General features: G+C 67.4%; 12 protein-coding genes. 8 read left to right on the top strand and 4 right to left on the bottom strand.

Annotated elements, in window-relative coordinates; translation table 11 throughout:
• Positions 1 to 20 precede the first annotated feature (20 nt).
• On the top strand, positions 21 to 431 hold the full coding sequence (locus D0B54_RS17870; RefSeq protein WP_117292713.1) for a hypothetical protein: 411 nt from the start codon (positions 21 to 23) through the stop codon (positions 429 to 431).
• Between the two features lie 87 nt (positions 432 to 518).
• On the opposite strand, the gene D0B54_RS17865 is transcribed toward D0B54_RS17870, so the two are convergent.
• On the bottom strand, positions 519 to 980 hold the full coding sequence (locus D0B54_RS17865) for a hypothetical protein (protein ID WP_117292711.1): 462 nt from the start codon (positions 978 to 980) through the stop codon (positions 519 to 521).
• A 44-nt stretch (positions 981 to 1,024) separates the two neighbouring features.
• Between D0B54_RS17865 and D0B54_RS17860 the strand changes: the two genes are divergently transcribed.
• Positions 1,025 to 1,561, top strand: a complete 537-nt coding sequence (locus tag D0B54_RS17860; RefSeq protein WP_205527163.1) for a GNAT family N-acetyltransferase — start codon at positions 1,025 to 1,027, stop codon at positions 1,559 to 1,561.
• Positions 1,562 to 1,749: 188 nt separating this feature from the next.
• On the opposite strand, the gene D0B54_RS17855 is transcribed toward D0B54_RS17860, so the two are convergent.
• Positions 1,750 to 2,394: a DUF6928 family protein gene (locus D0B54_RS17855; protein WP_117292709.1), complete on the bottom strand. Its 645-nt coding sequence runs from the start codon at positions 2,392 to 2,394 to the stop codon at positions 1,750 to 1,752.
• A 204-nt stretch (positions 2,395 to 2,598) separates the two neighbouring features.
• Here D0B54_RS17855 and D0B54_RS17850 point away from each other — a divergent pair, with 204 nt between their 5' ends.
• The 3 genes from D0B54_RS17850 to D0B54_RS17840 all read left to right on the top strand — a co-directional run bounded on the left by D0B54_RS17850 (position 2,599) and on the right by D0B54_RS17840 (position 6,703).
• On the top strand, positions 2,599 to 3,480 hold the full coding sequence (locus tag D0B54_RS17850; RefSeq protein ID WP_117292707.1) for a dioxygenase family protein: 882 nt from the start codon (positions 2,599 to 2,601) through the stop codon (positions 3,478 to 3,480).
• Positions 3,481 to 3,705: 225 nt separating this feature from the next.
• Entirely contained in the window at positions 3,706 to 5,439 is a 1,734-nt protein-coding gene (locus tag D0B54_RS17845; RefSeq protein WP_117292705.1) for a phosphoethanolamine transferase, read from the top strand.
• The gene (locus tag D0B54_RS17840) at positions 5,429 to 6,703 is read left to right on the top strand and encodes a sensor histidine kinase (RefSeq protein ID WP_117292703.1); all 1,275 of its coding nucleotides are present in this window, start codon (positions 5,429 to 5,431) and stop codon (positions 6,701 to 6,703) included. The genes D0B54_RS17845 and D0B54_RS17840 overlap by 11 nt, the downstream gene beginning before the upstream one ends.
• 109 nt (positions 6,704 to 6,812) lie before the next feature.
• Here the strand turns inward: D0B54_RS17840 and D0B54_RS17835 are convergent, their stop codons facing one another.
• Together D0B54_RS17835 and D0B54_RS17830 are read right to left on the bottom strand one after the other, a co-directional pair.
• Positions 6,813 to 11,369, bottom strand: a complete 4,557-nt coding sequence (locus D0B54_RS17835; RefSeq protein WP_162932519.1) for a Calx-beta domain-containing protein — start codon at positions 11,367 to 11,369, stop codon at positions 6,813 to 6,815.
• A gap of 332 nt (positions 11,370 to 11,701) precedes the next feature.
• Positions 11,702 to 13,663: a choice-of-anchor D domain-containing protein gene (locus D0B54_RS17830; RefSeq protein WP_117292699.1), complete on the bottom strand. Its 1,962-nt coding sequence runs from the start codon at positions 13,661 to 13,663 to the stop codon at positions 11,702 to 11,704.
• A gap of 282 nt (positions 13,664 to 13,945) precedes the next feature.
• On the opposite strand from D0B54_RS17830, the gene D0B54_RS17825 reads away from it, so the two are divergent.
• Genes D0B54_RS17825 through D0B54_RS24395 form a run of 3 tightly spaced genes read left to right on the top strand, consistent with a single transcriptional unit; the run spans position 13,946 to position 16,927 of the window.
• The gene (locus D0B54_RS17825) at positions 13,946 to 15,994 is read left to right on the top strand and encodes a sensor histidine kinase (protein ID WP_162932518.1); all 2,049 of its coding nucleotides are present in this window, start codon (positions 13,946 to 13,948) and stop codon (positions 15,992 to 15,994) included.
• Complete coding sequence (locus D0B54_RS17820) at positions 15,984 to 16,430, top strand: response regulator (protein ID WP_117292695.1); 447 nt, start codon at positions 15,984 to 15,986, stop codon at positions 16,428 to 16,430. The genes D0B54_RS17825 and D0B54_RS17820 overlap by 11 nt, the downstream gene beginning before the upstream one ends.
• 35 nt (positions 16,431 to 16,465) lie before the next feature.
• Entirely contained in the window at positions 16,466 to 16,927 is a 462-nt protein-coding gene (locus tag D0B54_RS24395) for a hypothetical protein (RefSeq protein ID WP_162932517.1), read from the top strand.
• Positions 16,928 to 16,969: the final 42 nt, after the last annotated feature.

Raw genomic sequence — 16,969 nt, 5'->3', positions numbered from 1 at the left:
GGCATCAATGGGAAATTTCAATGAAACAAGCATCAATCACCGCGCTGTTGTTATTCACCGGCGCGTGCATAGGGGACGGCACGCCCCGAAAGGATGCGCTTGAATCGCTAGGCGAGCACTACCGTGTTTCGAAGATCGTTGCGGGTGTGGCCCCTGGAGACGACAACGCCGCCAGGATGTGTCGCGGGTTTATCCTGTCGGAGAAAAATCTGCGTGCTTTCCTGGGCAAGGCCCGGCCGGTCAGCGACAAGCAGTTGCACGACGAGTTCGACTGGGCGCCCTGTTATGTCCGCGCCACGCTTTCTGTCGGAACGCACACTGCCCTTGTCGAAGTGAGCGCATCGGGGATCGCATCAATACGGCTGGATGGCGGTGCTCCGGAAAAGCTGGGGTGTGCTTCGGAGTGCGATAGCCTTCTCTCGGGAAAGTAAGAGAGGTTTTGCATCCAGCACGTGAGGCGGATTCGTGGGTTTCTGTCGCAGTGGGTGCGAAAAGCGCACCTGCGGGAAAGCCGCCGCTCAATATTCTATGAAACGCCTCACGCGCCTGAACACGACGCCGTCGTCCAGGCGATCCCGACCGATCAGGCAGCGTGCGCCGTCTCCCCGGCATCGTTCCAGGATGTAGACGATCTCGCCGGGATTCCTGGTGTATGTACAGGGCTGCTCCACGCCTCCACCGTCCGGCTTCACGCAACTCTTGAAGCGCAAGAGGATGCGGGTGCCTTGGTCATCAACCTCCAGGGACTCTATGCCACCGATCAGGTCGCCGTTGTCCGTCATCCGGTAGGTGGCTCGGTTGCCACGGATGTGGAAACGGGAGACCTCGTAGTGGCTGTGCGTGCCGCTGGAGTTCATGCCATGGAACTCGTTCTCGTAGCGTCCGTCCAGCTTCCAGTCCTCGGCCTTCCCGGTACCGGCCGCCAACAGGAGGATCGCTGCAAGGCCGACGGAGCACAGGCGGAAGCAATGAGGGAGCATCGGAAGCTATTCTTGGCGTGGCAATGATGGAACCAGCTTAGCGGATGGGTCGCCGTTGCGGGGGATTGCGAAAAAATTCCACAAGTCCTGCACTGATTTTGCACGGTTACGGCGCGACACTGCAGGTATTCTGTCGAGATGGAAAATGGTTTTACTTTGCCGAGGCCTGTATGGAAGTTAGAGAGGCGCTGGAAGTCGACGCGGAAGCAGTATCCAAGCTCCTGAATCAGTTGGGCTATCGTGCCTCGCCAAAGCTCATTCGAGAGAAGCTTGAGGCTCTAAACTCCAGTTCTTGCGACGCAGTGCTGTTGGCGCAGGACAGTGACAATATTCTCGGAGTCATCAGCTTGCACGTGCTTGAACTGTTCCATCAGCCAGGGAGGCTCGGACGCATCACCTCGTTGGTCATTGATGACGCCTTCCGAAGACAGGGTGTCGGGGCAATGCTGGTTTCCGCTGCTGACGCTTTTTTTGCAGAGCAACGTTGTGTCCGGGCGGAGGTGACTAGTGGCGACCACCGGGTGCAGGCCATGTATTTTATCAGCAGCAAGGCTATGAGCCCGACGAGCGTCGTTTCGTGAAGCTGTATGATGTTTCTGGTGCATCTTGAGATTTACGCGCTTTTCCAGCACGCCACGCTGATCCAGATGCTGGTCGGCAAGCAAGCTGTCTTGCCTGGGCGTTTGCCATCATCGTGACCGCACTTGCGGGGGCATATTGCATCTACGGCCCGTCGCTTTAAGCGAATGCAGGCTGGGCTGTCCTCCATTCACCACAGCTTCCACTTCCTCCTGGCCCGCCTGAAACCGGCCAGCGGAATATGCTCGGGCTCCAGGTGGCCGGGCTCCATGAAGCCTTCGAGCTGGTAGCCGAACAGATGCAGGAGCGCCGCCTCTCCGAGTTCCAGTGGATGGAAGGCGAGGGGGTAGTCGTTGTCGTCGTCCTCCGGGTCGCAGGCCGGTTGTGCTCCGGACCAGAACGGCTGTTCGAAATCCAGGCGCGCGCCGATGTCTTCGATCACGCCGTTGTCCGGCGACACACTCAGGGAGCGCTGGAGCTTTCCGTTCACCCAGATGGCATAGGCGAACCAGTCCACGACGCTGTGCATGGCGTGAAGGTAGACGGCGGCGCCGTTGGCCGCGGCGAGGAAGTGCTGGCCGAGCTTCGACGGGCGGTCAATGCCGAACTCCCTGGCTGCCACGATACGGACGCCGGGAAAACAGCCCACGTAGATTTCATTGTCCGGCGGGCAGGTATACGACAGGTTGCCGTCGGCGATGGGTTCCAGCCGCTCGGCGGGAAACAGCTGGGCCGCCAGTGCGGCGCAGGCTTGGCGGTCCAGTGAGGGGTCTGAGGACAGATGATCGCTCGCCTTGCCTTCGACGTAGGCGAGCATCCAGGTTTTTGCGCCCATTGCACACTCCATGGCGGCCAGGAGGCCCGCCGCGAATTTACTCCATCGGCATCGTGGTGGCCGTTCCGCCGCCATGGGATTGCACGCTCATCCCCGAGATCCCGCCGTTCATCGCCGCCATGTAAACCTTGTGTAAAGGTTTCCCGCCGCCGGCGCGGGGGCTCCTAGAGTTTGCTCACCCCCAGCGATCTCCAGGAGTTCCGCATGTCCCGCCAGGCCCCCAATCCCCTCGATTCCTCCAGGCTCACCGAGCTGCGCCGGTTCATGACGCGCCGGCGCGCCATGGGCCTGATCGGGGCCGGTGCGGCGGCGGCCCTGGTGGCCGGTTGTGGTGGCGGCGGCAGCGAGGGAACCACCGACAGCTCCAGCGGCTCATCCGGGGGCTCCAGCAGCGGCGGCACCACGGGCGGCACGACCGGCGGTAGTTCCAGCGGAACCTGCACGCGCGTGGCGGAGGAGACCAACGGGCCGTTCCCGGCGGACGGCACCAACACCAATGGCGGGGTGCTGAAGAACGTCTTCACCGACTCTCGCGCCTTCCGCACCGACATCCGTTCGGATTTCGACGGCACCAACACCCAGACCGGTACGCCGCTGACGGTGACCGTGACGCTGCAGAACGTCAACGGCAGCTGCGGCGTGCTGGCGGGCTATTACGTCTATGTCTGGCACTGCAGCCGCAACGGCAACTACAGCCAGTACAGCGGCACGATGAACGGCGGCGACTTCTCGGACCGCACCTGGCTGCGCGGCGTGGGCCGCACCGATACCAACGGCCAGGTGACCTTCACCACGATCTTCCCGGGGCGCTATGCCGGCCGTGCGACGCACATCCACTTCGAGGTCTACCCGGACGGCACGCCGGAGCACAACGAGGTGGTGGCGACCTCGCAGCTGGCCTTCCCGGCCAGCGTCACCAGCCAGGTCTACACCAACACCACGCTGTATCCGAGCAGCGCGGCCAACAACACCACCAACGAGCGCGACAACGTGTTCAGCGACGGTACCGACACCGAGATGGTGACGATCAGCGGCAGCAATGCGCTGGGCTATGCGGCCAGCATCACGGTGGCGGTGGCGGCTTGAAGAGGGAGAAAAAAGAGCCCGCTCGAGGCGGGCCGAATCAGGGAGGCGCGCCGGGTGGTGACGCGGCGTCGCGGAGGCATTCAAGCATGTCCGCCGCCGCCGGGTCGGAATAGTTGACGGGCGAATCAGGTGGCAGCGCGGTGACATGGCGGTGACAGAGCGATGACCGGGCGCTGACGGACCGCTTGATAGTTTGCAGGCTCGCAAACCGTTGTCCGAGCCCGAATGCCCCTGCCGTCCAAAGTCGCGCCGCCCGCCCGTGCCGATGCCGCCGCGCCCGCCCTGATCCTGCCCGCATGGGCCTGGCCGTTCGCGCTGCCCCTGCCGCGGCTGCCGGTGATCAGCGCCAACCGCCTGCTGATGCTGGTGGTGGCTTACCTGGCGCTGACCCAGAACCTGTCCTTCCTGCACGCGGTGGTGGCCTCGGTGCCGTCGCCGGCGGGGCCGCAGGAGGTCCGCATCATGGCCAGTGCCGCGCTGGCGCTGGTGACGCTGCTGACCCTGGCGCTGGCGCCGTTCGCCTGGCGGCGCACGATCAAGCCGGCGCTGGTGCTGTTCCTGGTGACGGCGGCGGTCTGCAGCTACTTCATGGACAGCTTCGGCACGGTGATCGACAAGTCCATGCTGGTGAACGTGGCACGCACCGACCGCCACGAGGCCGGCGACCTGCTGCAACTCGGCCTGGTCGTCCACGTGCTGCTGCAGGGCCTGCTGCCGGCCTGGCTGGTGATCCGCTGGCCGCTGCGCCTGGCCAGTCCCTGGCTGGAGGCGCGCCGCCGCCTGACGCTCGCCGCGAGCATGCTGGCGGTGTTCCTGGCGGTGTTCCTGGCCCAGCAGCAGACCCTGATGATCTGGGGGCGCATCCATCGCGACGTGCGCGTCTACGTCAATCCGACGTTCCCGCTGCACGCCGTCAAGGGCTTTGCCGAAGACAACCTGTGGCAGGGCAAGCGGCCGCCGCCGCAGCCGATCGCCACCGACGCGGTGCGCCAGGTGGCCGCCGGCGCCCGGCCGCTGCTGGTGGTGCTGGTGGTGGGCGAGACCACGCGCGCCGCCAATTTCCAGCTCAACGGCTATGGCCGCGCCACCACGCCGCGGCTGGCGCAGCTGCCCGGGCTGGTCAACTACCCCGACGTCAGTTCCTGCGGCACCTACACCGCCGAGTCCGTGCCCTGCATGTTCTCCATCGACGGCCGCGAGCACTTCAGCCGCAAGCGCGCCGAGAAGCAGGAAAACCTGCTGGACGTGCTCAAGCGCGTCGGCGTGGCGGTGGGCTGGCGCGACAATGACGGCGGCTGCCAGAACACTTGCAACCGCGTGGGCATGGAGTCGCTGAACAGCGCCAGGAACCCGGTGCTGTGCTCCGGCGGCGAATGCCACGACGGCATCCTGCTGGAAGACCTGCAGCGGCACTACCCGGCGGCGGGCGCCAAGCTGCTGGTGCTGCACACCAAGGGCAGCCATGGCCCGGCCTACTACAAGCGCTACCCGGATTCGGCGCGGCTGTTCACGCCCGACTGCCGCGACGCCAACGTGCAGCGCTGCACGCAGCAGGAACTGGTCAACGCCTACGACAACACCATCGCCTACACCGACCAGGTGCTGGCGCAGCTGGTGGAAAAGCTGCGCGCGCAGCAGGGGCAGATGGACATGGTGATGATCTACGTCTCCGACCACGGCGAGAGCCTGGGCGAGAACGGTATCTACCTTCACGGCTTGCCCTGGCAGCTGGCGCCGCCGGAGCAGAAGCATGTACCGATGGTCGCCTGGTTCTCGGACGGCGCCCCGGCGGCGCTGGGCCTGGACATGGCCTGCGTCAACCGGGCCAGCAAGGCGGCGCACTCTCACGACGACCTGTTCTCCACGCTGCTGGGCCTGTTCGCGGTGAAGACGCGCGCCTACGCCGCGCCGCAGGATCTGTTCGGTGCCTGCCGCGCGGGTCCGGCGGATGCGGTTTGACCTGAGCCTGCGCGGCCGCTTCATCGGCGCGCTGCTGCTGGTGGCGGTGATCCTTGCGGTGGGCTTCGGCCACGCCGTGGGCCGTTTCGTGGAGGTGCTCGAGCAGGAGCTCAAGAACCGCAGCCTGGTACGTGAGCTGGACCACCTGCAGGCTTATCTCGAACGCGGCCAGCCCCTGCCGCCGACGCATGAACCGGAGGTCCGCGCCTACCTGCTGCATCCCGGCGATTCGACCGCGGGCCTGCCCGAGCCGCTGCAGCGCCTGCGTGCCGGAAAGCGCCGCGAGATCGAGTGGCAGGGCCGCGCCTACCAGGCCGGCCGCCGCGACGTCGGCGAGCTGCGCCTGTACGCGATGCTCGACATCCACGACGTCGAGCAGCTGGAGCGCCGGCTGATCGCGCTGGCCGTCCTGTTCGTGACCGCCGGCCTGGCCTTCGCGGTGCTGCTGGGGCTGCTGCTGTCGCGCGTCGTCACCGGGCCGGTCTCGCGCCTGGCGCAGCGGGTGCGGGCGCTGGACCCCTCGCAGCGCGGCGTCCGCGTGGGCGATCGCTACGGCGACCGCGAGATCGCCAGCATCGCCGATGCCTTCGACCGCTACCTGGAGGACATGGACCAGTTCGTGGCGCGCGAGCAGGCCTTCACCGAGGACGCCAGCCACGAGCTGCGCACGCCGCTGACCGTCATGAGCAGTGCGGCGGAGCTGCTGGAGGGCTCGCCGGAACTGGGCCCGCAGAACCGCGAGCGCGTGGCGCGCATCCGCCGCGCCGCGGCGCAGATGCGCAGCCTGATCGAGGCGCTGCTGTACCTGTCGCGCCGCGACGGCGGCCTGGCCGAGGATGACTGCGAGTTGGGCGAGCTGCTGCAGGAGGCGGTCGAGGCCCAGCGCGAGGCCAGCATGGCCCGCGGCATCGGCCTGCTATGCCGGATCGATACCCCGCAGCGGCTGCGGGCGCCGCGCGGCATGGTGCTGTGCGTGATCAACAACCTGCTCGGCAACGCCCTGCAGCACACCGACCACGGCCTGGTGGAGCTGCGCCTGGAGCCGGGCCGCATCTGCGTGCAGGACAGCGGCGCCGGCATCCCGGACGCGGAACTGCCACGCATCTTCGAGCGCCACTACCGCGGCGCGCAGAGCCGCGGCAGCGGCCTGGGGCTGTACATCGTCAAGCGCATCTGCGACCAGCTGGGCTGGCGCATCGAGGCCGGCAATGCACCGGGCGGCGGGGCTCGGTTTGAGGTGTACTTCGTCACTGCCTCAGCGTGAATCCTCGAAGGGCCCGATCAGTCCGGGCCACGGTTCGCGGCTTGCAGCAGGCATTGGCGCGCGGCCAGTGCGCCGTGCTACCGGCGCCTGGCCCGCGGCCTGCCGCATGTCAGTGCGCGACGTTGGTGATCTTCACCGTCAGCCGGTTGCGGGAGCCGAGCTTGGCGCCGCCCGAGGGGTTGGAGAGCAGGACGCTGAAATGCTCGCTCGTTTCGCCCAGGCTGTCCCAGGTGATCGGAATCGTGAAGCTGCGGTTGCCGCTTTCGCCGGCCGCCCAGGTGAGATCGCCCGAGACGGAGCCGTAGTCATTGCCCGCCAAGGCAGTGCCGTCGGCAGTCGCATAGTGGATGCTGGCGGCGTTGCCGTCGCCGCCGCTGCGGCTCACGGTGACGGTGGCGGTGCCGGCGCTCTCGCTGACTGTGATGCCGGGGACGCCAAAGGCCAGCATGCCGGGCCGGTCAACGCTGGTGATGGTGGCCTTGCTGCTGCTGCGGCCCAGGGTAGCGCCGCCGGTGGGCCCGCTCAGCGTCAGCGTGAAGTCTTCCTTGCCTTCCACCAAGTGGTCATCGACCACGACGACGTTCACCAGCTTGGCTGTGGAGTCACCGGCGGCCCAGGTGAGGGTGCCGGTGCTGCTGGCGTAGTCGCTGCCGGCCACTGCCGTGCCCGGAGCGGTGGTGTATTGCACGCTGACCGCGCCGTCCTTGCCGTTGGCGCGGACGACCTTGAACACGGCGACGCCGCTGGTCTCCTTGGCACTGACCGAAGCGGAGTAGAGGCCGATCCGGCCGGGCTTGCCGACGATAGCGGGGCCGGTGCCGCGCAGCGTGACGATTGCCGGACTGCCCGCTGCGTCGGAGGGGATGCTGAGGCTGGCGTTGCGTACGCCAAGGTCGCGCGGGGTGAAGACGACGCTGATCGTGCAGCTGTGCCCCGGCCCGAGCGGCAGCTCGCCGCAGTGGTTGGTGCCGATGGCGAAGTCGGCGGCGTTGGCGCCGCCGAAGCTGGGATCGCCCACGAACAGGATGCCGTGTGCGCTGCGGTTGGTCAGCGTAAGCGTCTGTGGGGTGCTCGGCGTGCCGATACTGGGACTGCTGAAGCCCAGGATGGGGCTGCTGAGACCCAGCGTCGTCTCGTCATCCCAGATGGTATGGGTGTGCATGGTGCCGCTGCCGACAGTGGCGTTCATCACACCCACAGCGATCGCCGTGATGATGGTTTCGTCAGGCTCCACCGTGGCGTCGTCGGCAATGAGGTAGGCGATGCTGGCGCTGGTGCTGCCGGCCGGGATCGTCAGCGGATTGGCGGTGACATTGGTGTAGTCGCCGCCGATGCCGGCGATAGCGCTGCCGGCGACCGTGTAGGGCACGATGACATCGCGGCCGGAGGGAGCGCTGAGGCGTAGTTCGGCGAAGGCAAAGCCGGAGATCCAGTCTTCGGGCAGGGCGCTGGTGGGGAATGCGAAGGACACCGTCGGCAACGGATCGTCATTGGCGATCGTGGCGCTGGTATTGCCGCCTGCCGTTGCGCCGCCGAGGACGGAGGACAATTGCAGCGCGAAGCTCTCGTTGAGCTCGTTGAGCGCATCGCCCTTGATGGTAACCACCAGGGTCTTGTCGGCGTTGTCGCCGTCGGCCCAGCTCAGCAGCTGGCTGGACACGGCCGTGTAGTCGTCGCCGGCGGTGGCAGCGACGCCGGAGGCCGGATCGGCGGTGCCCACGCGCACGCTGACCGCGCCGCAATCGCCGCCGCTGCGGCGGACGGTGACGGTCAGCAACTGGTCGGCGTTGGTCTCGGCGATCGCGTAAGGCGCGCCGGCGAAGGCCAGTGTGCCGGCCTCGCAAGCCGGGATCGACAGCGCGGCCAGGCTCGGGTCGTGGTCGGACTTCTGGTCGTCGAACTCGCTGTTGATGTGCAGGATGTCGATTTCGGAGCCGGACACCAGGGCGTCGGACACCAGCAGGTGGTCCAGGGTCTGCGACTGGCCCTCGAAGACGTAGGTGTAGCGCTCTTCGGCCGGGAAGGCCTCGTCGGCGAGGTCGGTCAGGACCGGGGCGATGGGGTTGTCGGGGCCGGTGGCCTGCGCGCCGGTGAGGATGTGCAGGGGCTCGTTGAAGCTGAACTCGTTCATGTCGCCCAGCACCACGATGCGGGCGTTGGGGTCCAGCGCCAGCGCGGCGTCGACGAACTTGTTGACGGCGGTGGCCTGGCCGGAGCGCTTGTCGATGCTGCCGTTGACCGGCGGCTGCAGGCGGCCCCAGGCGGGATCGCTGCCGCCCTTGGAGGAGAAGTGATTGGCCACCAGCAGCACACGCCGGCCGTTGAATTCGAACACGGCGGCCAGCGGCTTGCGCGAGACGGCGAAGTCGGGGTTGGTCGGGTCGATGCGGCCGGGGTTCTGGCTCAGCGTGAGCTTGCCGCCGGAGAGCTGCGGCTGGGTGGCGGTGGTGGCGTCGCCGGCGCTGCCGCCGACGAAGCTGACGCGCGCCGTGTTGTAGAGATAGGCCAGGCGGATGTTGCCGCCGGGCTCGCCGCCGTCGGTGCAGTCCTGCGGATCGATCTGGGTGTGGCTGTACGAGGGGCCGCCCGCGGCGGTGATGGCCGCCTTGAGCTTGGCCAGCGTCTGGCCGGCGCTGACGGTGCCGTCGGCCACCGCCGGGCATTCGCCGCTGGCCGGGGCGCCGTTGTCGTCCTGCACTTCCATCAGCGCCAGGATGTCGGGCGACTTGAGATTGTTGACGATCTGCGCGGCCAGGCCGTCGAACTTGGCCTGGGGATTGGTGAAGGCGAGGTTCTCGACGTTGTAGTCGGCCACGGTGAGCTTGTCGGCGCTGCCGGTGATGGCGGTGACTTCGGGCGCGATGCCGCCGGACACGCGGGCCAGGCTGCTGGTGGGCGCGAAGTAGTAGTAGCCGCTGGACAGGCCGCTGATGTACAGAGTGTCGCCGATGCCGAGCAGGTAGTTGTTGCCGCCCTGGGTGAAGCTGTCGCCGACGTTGACGGTGGTGGGCACGGTGGCGCCGCTGAAGCTGGCGCTGACCATGAAGCGCTCGGGGTTGCCGTCGGTGGCGCCCATGGTGATGCCGCCGCGGCTGTTGCGGCCGCTGCCCAGGTGCCCGGACAGGCCGTCGGAGACCATCCAGATCTCGCCGAAGTTGCCCGGATCGGGGCTGACCGCCACCGGGTTGTTGATGCGCACCAGCATGCCTTCCAGCGACTCGTAGAAATCGATGCCGTCTTCGGCGGGGTCGTAGGTGGTCTGCGCGGGAATCTCGACGTTGCCCTGCGCCATGCCGTTGGCGGTGTCGTTGTCGATCACCGTGGTGGGGAAGGGGCGGCCGCCGGCACCGAGCAGGGTCGGCGTGACGACCGGGCTGGCGAACAGGCCGGGAATCTCGGTGATGCTGGCGTTCTTCAGCTCGGTGATGGTCAGGCCGTTGACGCTGACGCCGCCCGGGCGGAACTCGTCCACCTCGCCGGTGACGCAGACTTGGTCGCCCACCGCGAGGCTGCCCGCCGGGGCACTGCTGGTGAACACCAGGATGCCGTCGGAGGTATTGGCGTTGCCGTCGCCCTGCGGGTCCTGCATGTAGAAGCCGTTGGAGTCGCGCGCGGTGATGACGCCCTTGGTGGTGATGCCGGTCATGCCGTCCAGCGTCGACAGGTGGGCCGTGCCCTGGATCTGCATGATGCTGTGGGTGACGCTGCAGGTGGCGTCGTCGTTGAGGATGCTGCCGGTGCCGGTGTCGCGCGTGAACGTCACGCCGCTGCCGCTGAGCAGCACCTGCAGGGTCTCCACGCCCTCGTCGGCGATGTCGCCGTTGACGGTGACGCTGATGGTCTGGCTGCTGTTGGTGCCGCCGCTGCCGGCGCCGAAGTTCAGCGTGCCGCCGGAGAAGACGTAGTCGCCGCTGGCCTCGGTGGCGCTGCCGTCCATGGTGGCGTAGTCGACGCTGCCCGCGCCGCTCCCGCTCTTGGTGACGGTGAAGGTCAGCACCGTGGTGCCGGCGTTGCCCTCGGTGACCGAGGCGTCGTCGATGCTGAAGCTGGTGGCGCCGGGGTTGATCGTGTGCGTGCCGAAGCCGTCGCAGGTGTTGACGGCGTAACCGTCCCACTGGGTGGACGGATCGAAGGCGTCGCCGCCGCTGGTGTCGCCGCTGGTGACCGTGGTCTTGCGGCGGATCGTGTTGTCGGTGGTGTTGGCCGGGTCTGTGCCCCAGCCGGCGGCGCCGGGGTCGACGCCGACCTGGCCGATCACGTCCAGCACCTCGTTGCCGGCGCCGCGCACCAGTTCCACCGCGTCGTTGCCGTTGTAGTTCAGCGCGATGGCCTGGTTGGCGGCGGGCGACAGCAGGCAGGGCGAGGCCGTGGACGCATGGGCGACCACGTGCACGCCACCGGCCGCCAGCGTACCGCTGAGATTGAAGGTGCTGCCCGGCGCGACGGCGCCGTTGGCGTAGACACGGATCTTGTAGGCAGCGGCGGCCAGGTCGATGCTGGCGCCGGTATTGTTGTAGATTTCCAGGACCTTGTTGTTGCTGCTGCCCTCGGCGTATTCGGAGAAGAACACGTCGTTGGGGCCCGCGGCGGCGGTGGTCGACAGGGCGGCCAGAACGGCGGCGAACAGCGGCAGGGCCGCGCGGCGCGGCAGGCAAGGCTTGGACATGAAGTTTCCCCAGGGGATACGAACGGGACGCGGATGCGCCGGAGAAGATAGCGGCGCCGCGTGACAGGCCGGGGAAGTTTTTTTGACGCCGAGGCAGGGTTCGGCGCGCCTGGCCGCTGCGGGTTCGGGCCGGGCAAAAAAACGCCTGCATGGGGCAGGCGTAGCTTCACACGGGCGCGCCAGTGGAAGCGCGTATCCGCAAGCGCCCATTGAAGCGGACTCCAGCCTGGAGCGTCGGAAAACCTGACAGTGCAATCAGGTTTCCCCTGTCCATCAGCGCCGGCGGAACCGTTCAGCGCGATGCCGAACGGCTCCGCTTTTTTTGCATGACCCTACTGCCCCAGGCCGAGGCCGACGCAGATCAGCGAGCCGATGGGGCCGATGGCGATGCGTGCGCAGATGCCTGTGCCGGAGCCACTGAGCGCGACCGACTGGCTGGCGGCGATGCCGTCGCCGAAGGGGATGCTGAGGCTGGCGTTGCGCGCGCCGGCGAAGCCCGGCCTGAACTGCAGGCCGATGCTGCAGGACTGGCCGGGTTGCAGCACGGAGCAGTTGTTGCTGCGCACACTGAAGTCGCCGCGGTTTTCACCGGTGACGCTGACGCTGCCGACCTGCAGCGGGGCGTTGCCGCCGTTGCCGATGACCACGCTGCGGATGTTGCCCGTGGTATTCAGGGCCTGCTTTCCGAAGGCCAGCGAGAGCGGGGAGACCTCGGGCAACGGCGCATGCGCAAGGCCGCTGCCGCTGAGCCGGACCGTGGCCGGCTCGTCCGCTGCGTTGGTGGCGATGCGCAAGGTGCCTTCGTGCGCGTCCGGCGTCGTCGGGCGGAAGCGCAGGCTGATCGTGCAGGAAGCGCCGGGTGCGACGAGCCCCGCATTGCATCCGTTGGCGGCCACGAAGAAATCGCCGGAAACGCTCACGGAGCCCACCGAGAGGGGAGCGGTGCCGTTGTTGCCGATGGTGAGGTTGCGCGCGGTGCTGGTAGTGCCGACGGGCTGCGCGCCGAAGGCCAGCGTGCCCGTGCCGAGCTGCAGGCGGGGCTGGCTGGCGCTGGCGGCAAAGCCCTGTGCGTAAACGTCCCTGTGGTTGGAGAAATCGCCGCTCCGGTACCCGCTCCAGGCCGCAGTGAAGCCGGCCTGGCGCAGGGCCAGCTGCGGCGCTCCCGGGTAGGAGAAACCGCTGAGCACGGTTGCCGCATCCGACAGCGCGCCGCCGGAATAGCCATACCGGCGCATCAGGCCGGTGCGCCCGGCCGGGGTGTCGAAGTACCAGCTCACGGCCACCTCGCTCTGCGAGCGGTTCAACGCCAGCAGCGGGTCGGCGTAGTTGCCCTGTGTCCCTTCGACGGAAGCGACACGCTCGCCCCAGATCGTCGTGGCGCAGTCCGCGGCGATGCGCTGCACCTGGATTTCGTAGTAGCCCTTGCCGATGCTGTTGTCGACGCGGATCTGCTGCAGGGCCAGGAAGATGCTGCCGTCCGCCGCGACCAGCAGCTTGCCGTAGTGCGGGTGGATGTCGCCTGCCGGCTGCACCACGGCTGCCGGAGCGGTCAGCGGCATGCCCTGGACGTCGAAGCACTGCAGGAACGTGGTCACGCCCGCGCTGGGGGTGTAGACGCCGTGGCCGTAGACCACCTTGCGATCCGCGCCCAGCCCGAGGCCGGCCGGGTAGGACTGCGGGTCCGGCAGATCCGGCAGGGCGAACTCGGGGCCCAGCGGGTTGCCCTGGGCATCGAACACGCGCGCGATCACCGCCGCGTTGTCGCCATTGCGAATCCAGCTGACGATATGGTCGCCGGCGGGATTCATGGCTACCGCGGCACCCCCGTGGGGGGACCCGTTCTCGGTGCTGACCTGCACGGCGGCATCGAGCGGATTGCCGGCCGCGTCGTAGCGGCGGGCGTAGATGGCCTGGTCGTTGAAGGTCCAGCTGCTGCCCCAGGCCACCACGAAGTTGCCGTGGGCGTCGGAGGCGATCGCAGGCCAGCGGCTGCTGCCGTTGCTGCCGTCCTCGATGGCGAAGGGCGCCGTCAGGGGCGTGCCGTCGAAGGCGATCCTGCGTGCGAGTACCTGGTCGAAGCTTCCGCCGTTTCGCGTGCCGGACTCGGTCCAGGCCAGCACGTAGTTTCCATCGGGATCGACGGCCATGCCGCTGCCGATGCCCTGGTCGGGGGCCGGCGGATCGCTGATCAGCAGGGGCGCATAGCGCGGCACCAGCGTGTCCGCTGCGAGCGCCAGGCCGGCAATGGCCAGCAGCGCAGCACCCGAAACGATCGATCCCGGTATCCGACGCATCCTGTTCCCCCAATCCCCGCAGGCCGAAAGCCGATAGTGATCCGCGCCAAGCGGATTCTGTGCGGCGATTATTGCGAATTCGTGGCCTGCCGGAAAGAAAATCCGGAAAGGCGGTGCATTACTCAAGAATACTGACAGGTGAATCAGGTTTTTGATTCGACAAGGGTGGCGGATGGCCCGGACTGTGACGGCCGCGGCGCAGAAACGTGGATTGTGGGCTGATTTTGAGTAAGATCAATGCCATAAGCCGGAAACCTAGAACCGGCGGCGGAGGAGCCCAGCGTGTCGGTCGCGGCTGCCATGGATGTTCGCCAGCGTGCCGGGCGTCATGTCCGCGCGCAGCCGGCGCTGCGCCAGATCGCCTACTACTCGCAGTTCCTCTATCGCATCGTCTTCGCCGGCCTGCTGTTCCTCTACATCAGCCTGCTGGGCGTGGCGCCGGGCTTCCTGGACCGCACCGGCATCGCGATGGCGATGTGGTGCTACATCCTGGCGGTGACGGCGGTCATGGTGCTGGCCCGCGGCCAGCGCCTGACGCCCTTGCTGCAGCGCGCGATGATCTTCATCGACCTCAACGCCATGGTGGTGGGGGTGCCGCACGACCCGCTGCCGGGCATGCCGACGCTGCTGGTGTTCTACCTGGCCTATGCCGACCTGGGCCTGCGCAACCAGTACCGGCACTACGTCGAGGCCCTGGCGGGCGGCGCGGTGGCGGGGGCATTGATGCTGTTCCTGCGCGGGCGCTACACCGCGGGCGGGCTGTCCCCGGCCGACATCTGGCAGGCGCTGCTGCTGACCATCATCGTGCTGCACGGCCTGCAGATCTTCGCCGGCCGCGACCGCGCGCTGAAGCTGGCGCGCGCCACGCAGGAGCGCCTGCAACTGGCGCTGGACTCGCCGGGCCTGGGCGCCTGGTCCACCAGCGACCCGCTGGTGGAACTGAAGGTGGACGGCCACATCCAGTCGGTGCTGGGCCTGGAAGGCGAGCGCTTTTCCGACCGCATGTCCGACTACATGGACCGCATGCACCCGGAAGACCGCCCGCGCGTGATGGAGCGCTACACGCGCTTCGTGCGCTTCGGCGGGGCCGACTACGAGGACGAGTACCGCGTGCTGCGCCCCAACGGCGAGGTGCGCTACATCAGCTCTCGCGCCAAGGCCGAGCGCAACCACCTGGGCGCCGCCGTCAGCATCGCCGGCATGGTCTGGGACCTGACCGAGCAGCGCCGGCAGCAGGAAAGGCTGCGCGAGATGGAGGAGCGCTACCGCATCGCCACCAGCGCGGCGCAGATCGCCGTGTGGATCTGGCATGTCAAGGAAGACCGCTTCGAGCACGACGACTCGCTCAACCGCCTGCTGCAGCTGCGCCAGGAGACCCGGGCGCTGTCGCTGGCCGGGCTGCTGCCGGTGATCCATGCCGAGGACCGCAAGGCCTTCGAGCAGCGCATCCGCGTCGCGCTGGCCGGCGACCAGACCGATTTCTTCGACGAGGTGCGCCTGCAGTTCGAGGACGGCCGCATGCGCGTGATCCAGGTGCGCGCAACGATCCTGCGCGATGAAAAAGGCAAGGCGCTGCGCGTGGCCGGCGCCAACTGGGACGCCACCCGCCTGGCGCTGGCGCGCCAGGAGCTGGAGCGCTCCAACCGCGAGCTGGACGACTTCACCTACATCGCCTCGCACGACCTCAAGGAACCGCTGCGCGGCATCGCCAGCTTCGCCGAGTACCTGCAGCAGGACTACGCCGATCGTCTGGACGACGAGGGCCGCTCCATGATCCAGAAGATCCGCGACCAGGCCAAGCGCATGGAACAGCTGATCGCCGAGCTGCTGCACATCTCGCGCCTTGGCCGCAGCGGCCTGGAGCGCGAGGACACCGATCTCAACGCCGTGCTGAACGACGTCCTGGAGTCGCTGGATTTCAGCCTGAAGGAAAAGAACGTGGCGCTGCGCATGCCGCGGCCGCTGCCGCGCGCCCGGTGCGACCGTGTGCGCGTCGGCGAGCTGTTCCGCAACCTCATCACCAACGCCATCAAGTACAACGACAAGGACGAGCGCTGGATCGAGATCGGCTGCGAGCCGATCAACATGGAGCGCGTGTTCTACGTGCGCGACAACGGCATCGGCATCAAGCCCGAGCACCGCGGCCGCGTCTTCACCCTGTTCGAGCGCCTGCACAAGCGCGACGCCTACGGCGGCGGCACCGGCGTGGGCCTGACCATCGTGCAGAAGATCGTGCACATGCACGGTGGGCGCATCTGGATCGAGTCGGTGCCCGGACAGCGCACCAGTTTCTATTTCACCTTGCCGGAGAGGGACCCCGATGAGCAATGACAAGAAGGCGATGCCCGCCCACAGCTTCCTGGTGGTGGACGACAACCCCGACGATTTCTTCGCCGTGCAGCGCGGCCTGCAGAAGGCCGGCGTGAAGAACCCGCTGCTGCACTGCGAGTCCGGCGAGGAGGCCCTGGAGCAGCTCGCCGCCGCCGCCGCCGCCGGCGGCCTGCCGTCGCTGGTGCTGCTGGACATCAACATGCCCGGCATGAAGGGCGCCGAGGTGCTGTCGGCGATCCGCGACAGCCGGGATGCGGCGCTGGCGGCGCTGGCGGTGGTGATGCTGACGTCTTCCGACGACGATCGCGACGTGCATGCGGCGTTCAAGGGGCATGCGAGCGGGTTTTTGAACAAGCCGCTGGAGCTGGAGCAGCTGGAGCGGACGCTGGAGCGGTTGCGGGGGGGAGGGTGGAGATTTTGCGATAGTCCCGGATAGCTCGATCAGTTTTATCATCGGGTTGCCGACAACGCATGAATACCAATACTGAAAAGTGGCGGCGCATGGCACTTCGGCGTGCGCTGGGAACTCGCAAGCCGTCACCGTCCAAGGGCGTCGTTGCCCTTGCTGAATCGTATCTGGTCGCGCATGCCTGCTTCGCATGCCGCAAGAGCTTCAAGATTCATCCGCGTCAGGATGCGGCAGCCCGCTGCCCCCAGTGCAGCAAGGAAATCCATTGGATGGGGCGCTCCTTCAAGGCGCCCGCGATGGGAAACACGGAACAGTGGCGCAAAGTCCAGGCGCTGTATGCGTATGGCTTCAGGTTCTTCAGCTGCCGCAGCCATCCGGCGGCGCCTCCACTGCCCGAGCGGTTCAGGGACGTTCGCCACTTCGTGGCTGCCAATCCGGCTCATCCTTTTCGTGTGGCGCCCCTCGATACGGCGCTCCTGCCGGCGGCCACGTCTTCGCTATCGCTGCGGCGTGGACGAGTTTGAGTAAGGGTATCCGGCACGCGAGTTCGTAGGGAGTCAGTGTTT

This window comes from Solimonas sp. K1W22B-7 (assembly GCF_003428335.1).
Lineage (GTDB): Bacteria > Pseudomonadota > Gammaproteobacteria > Nevskiales > Nevskiaceae > Solimonas_A.
The sequence above is the reverse complement of the archived record's forward strand: the minus strand, read 5'-3'. Positions and strand labels throughout refer to the sequence as shown.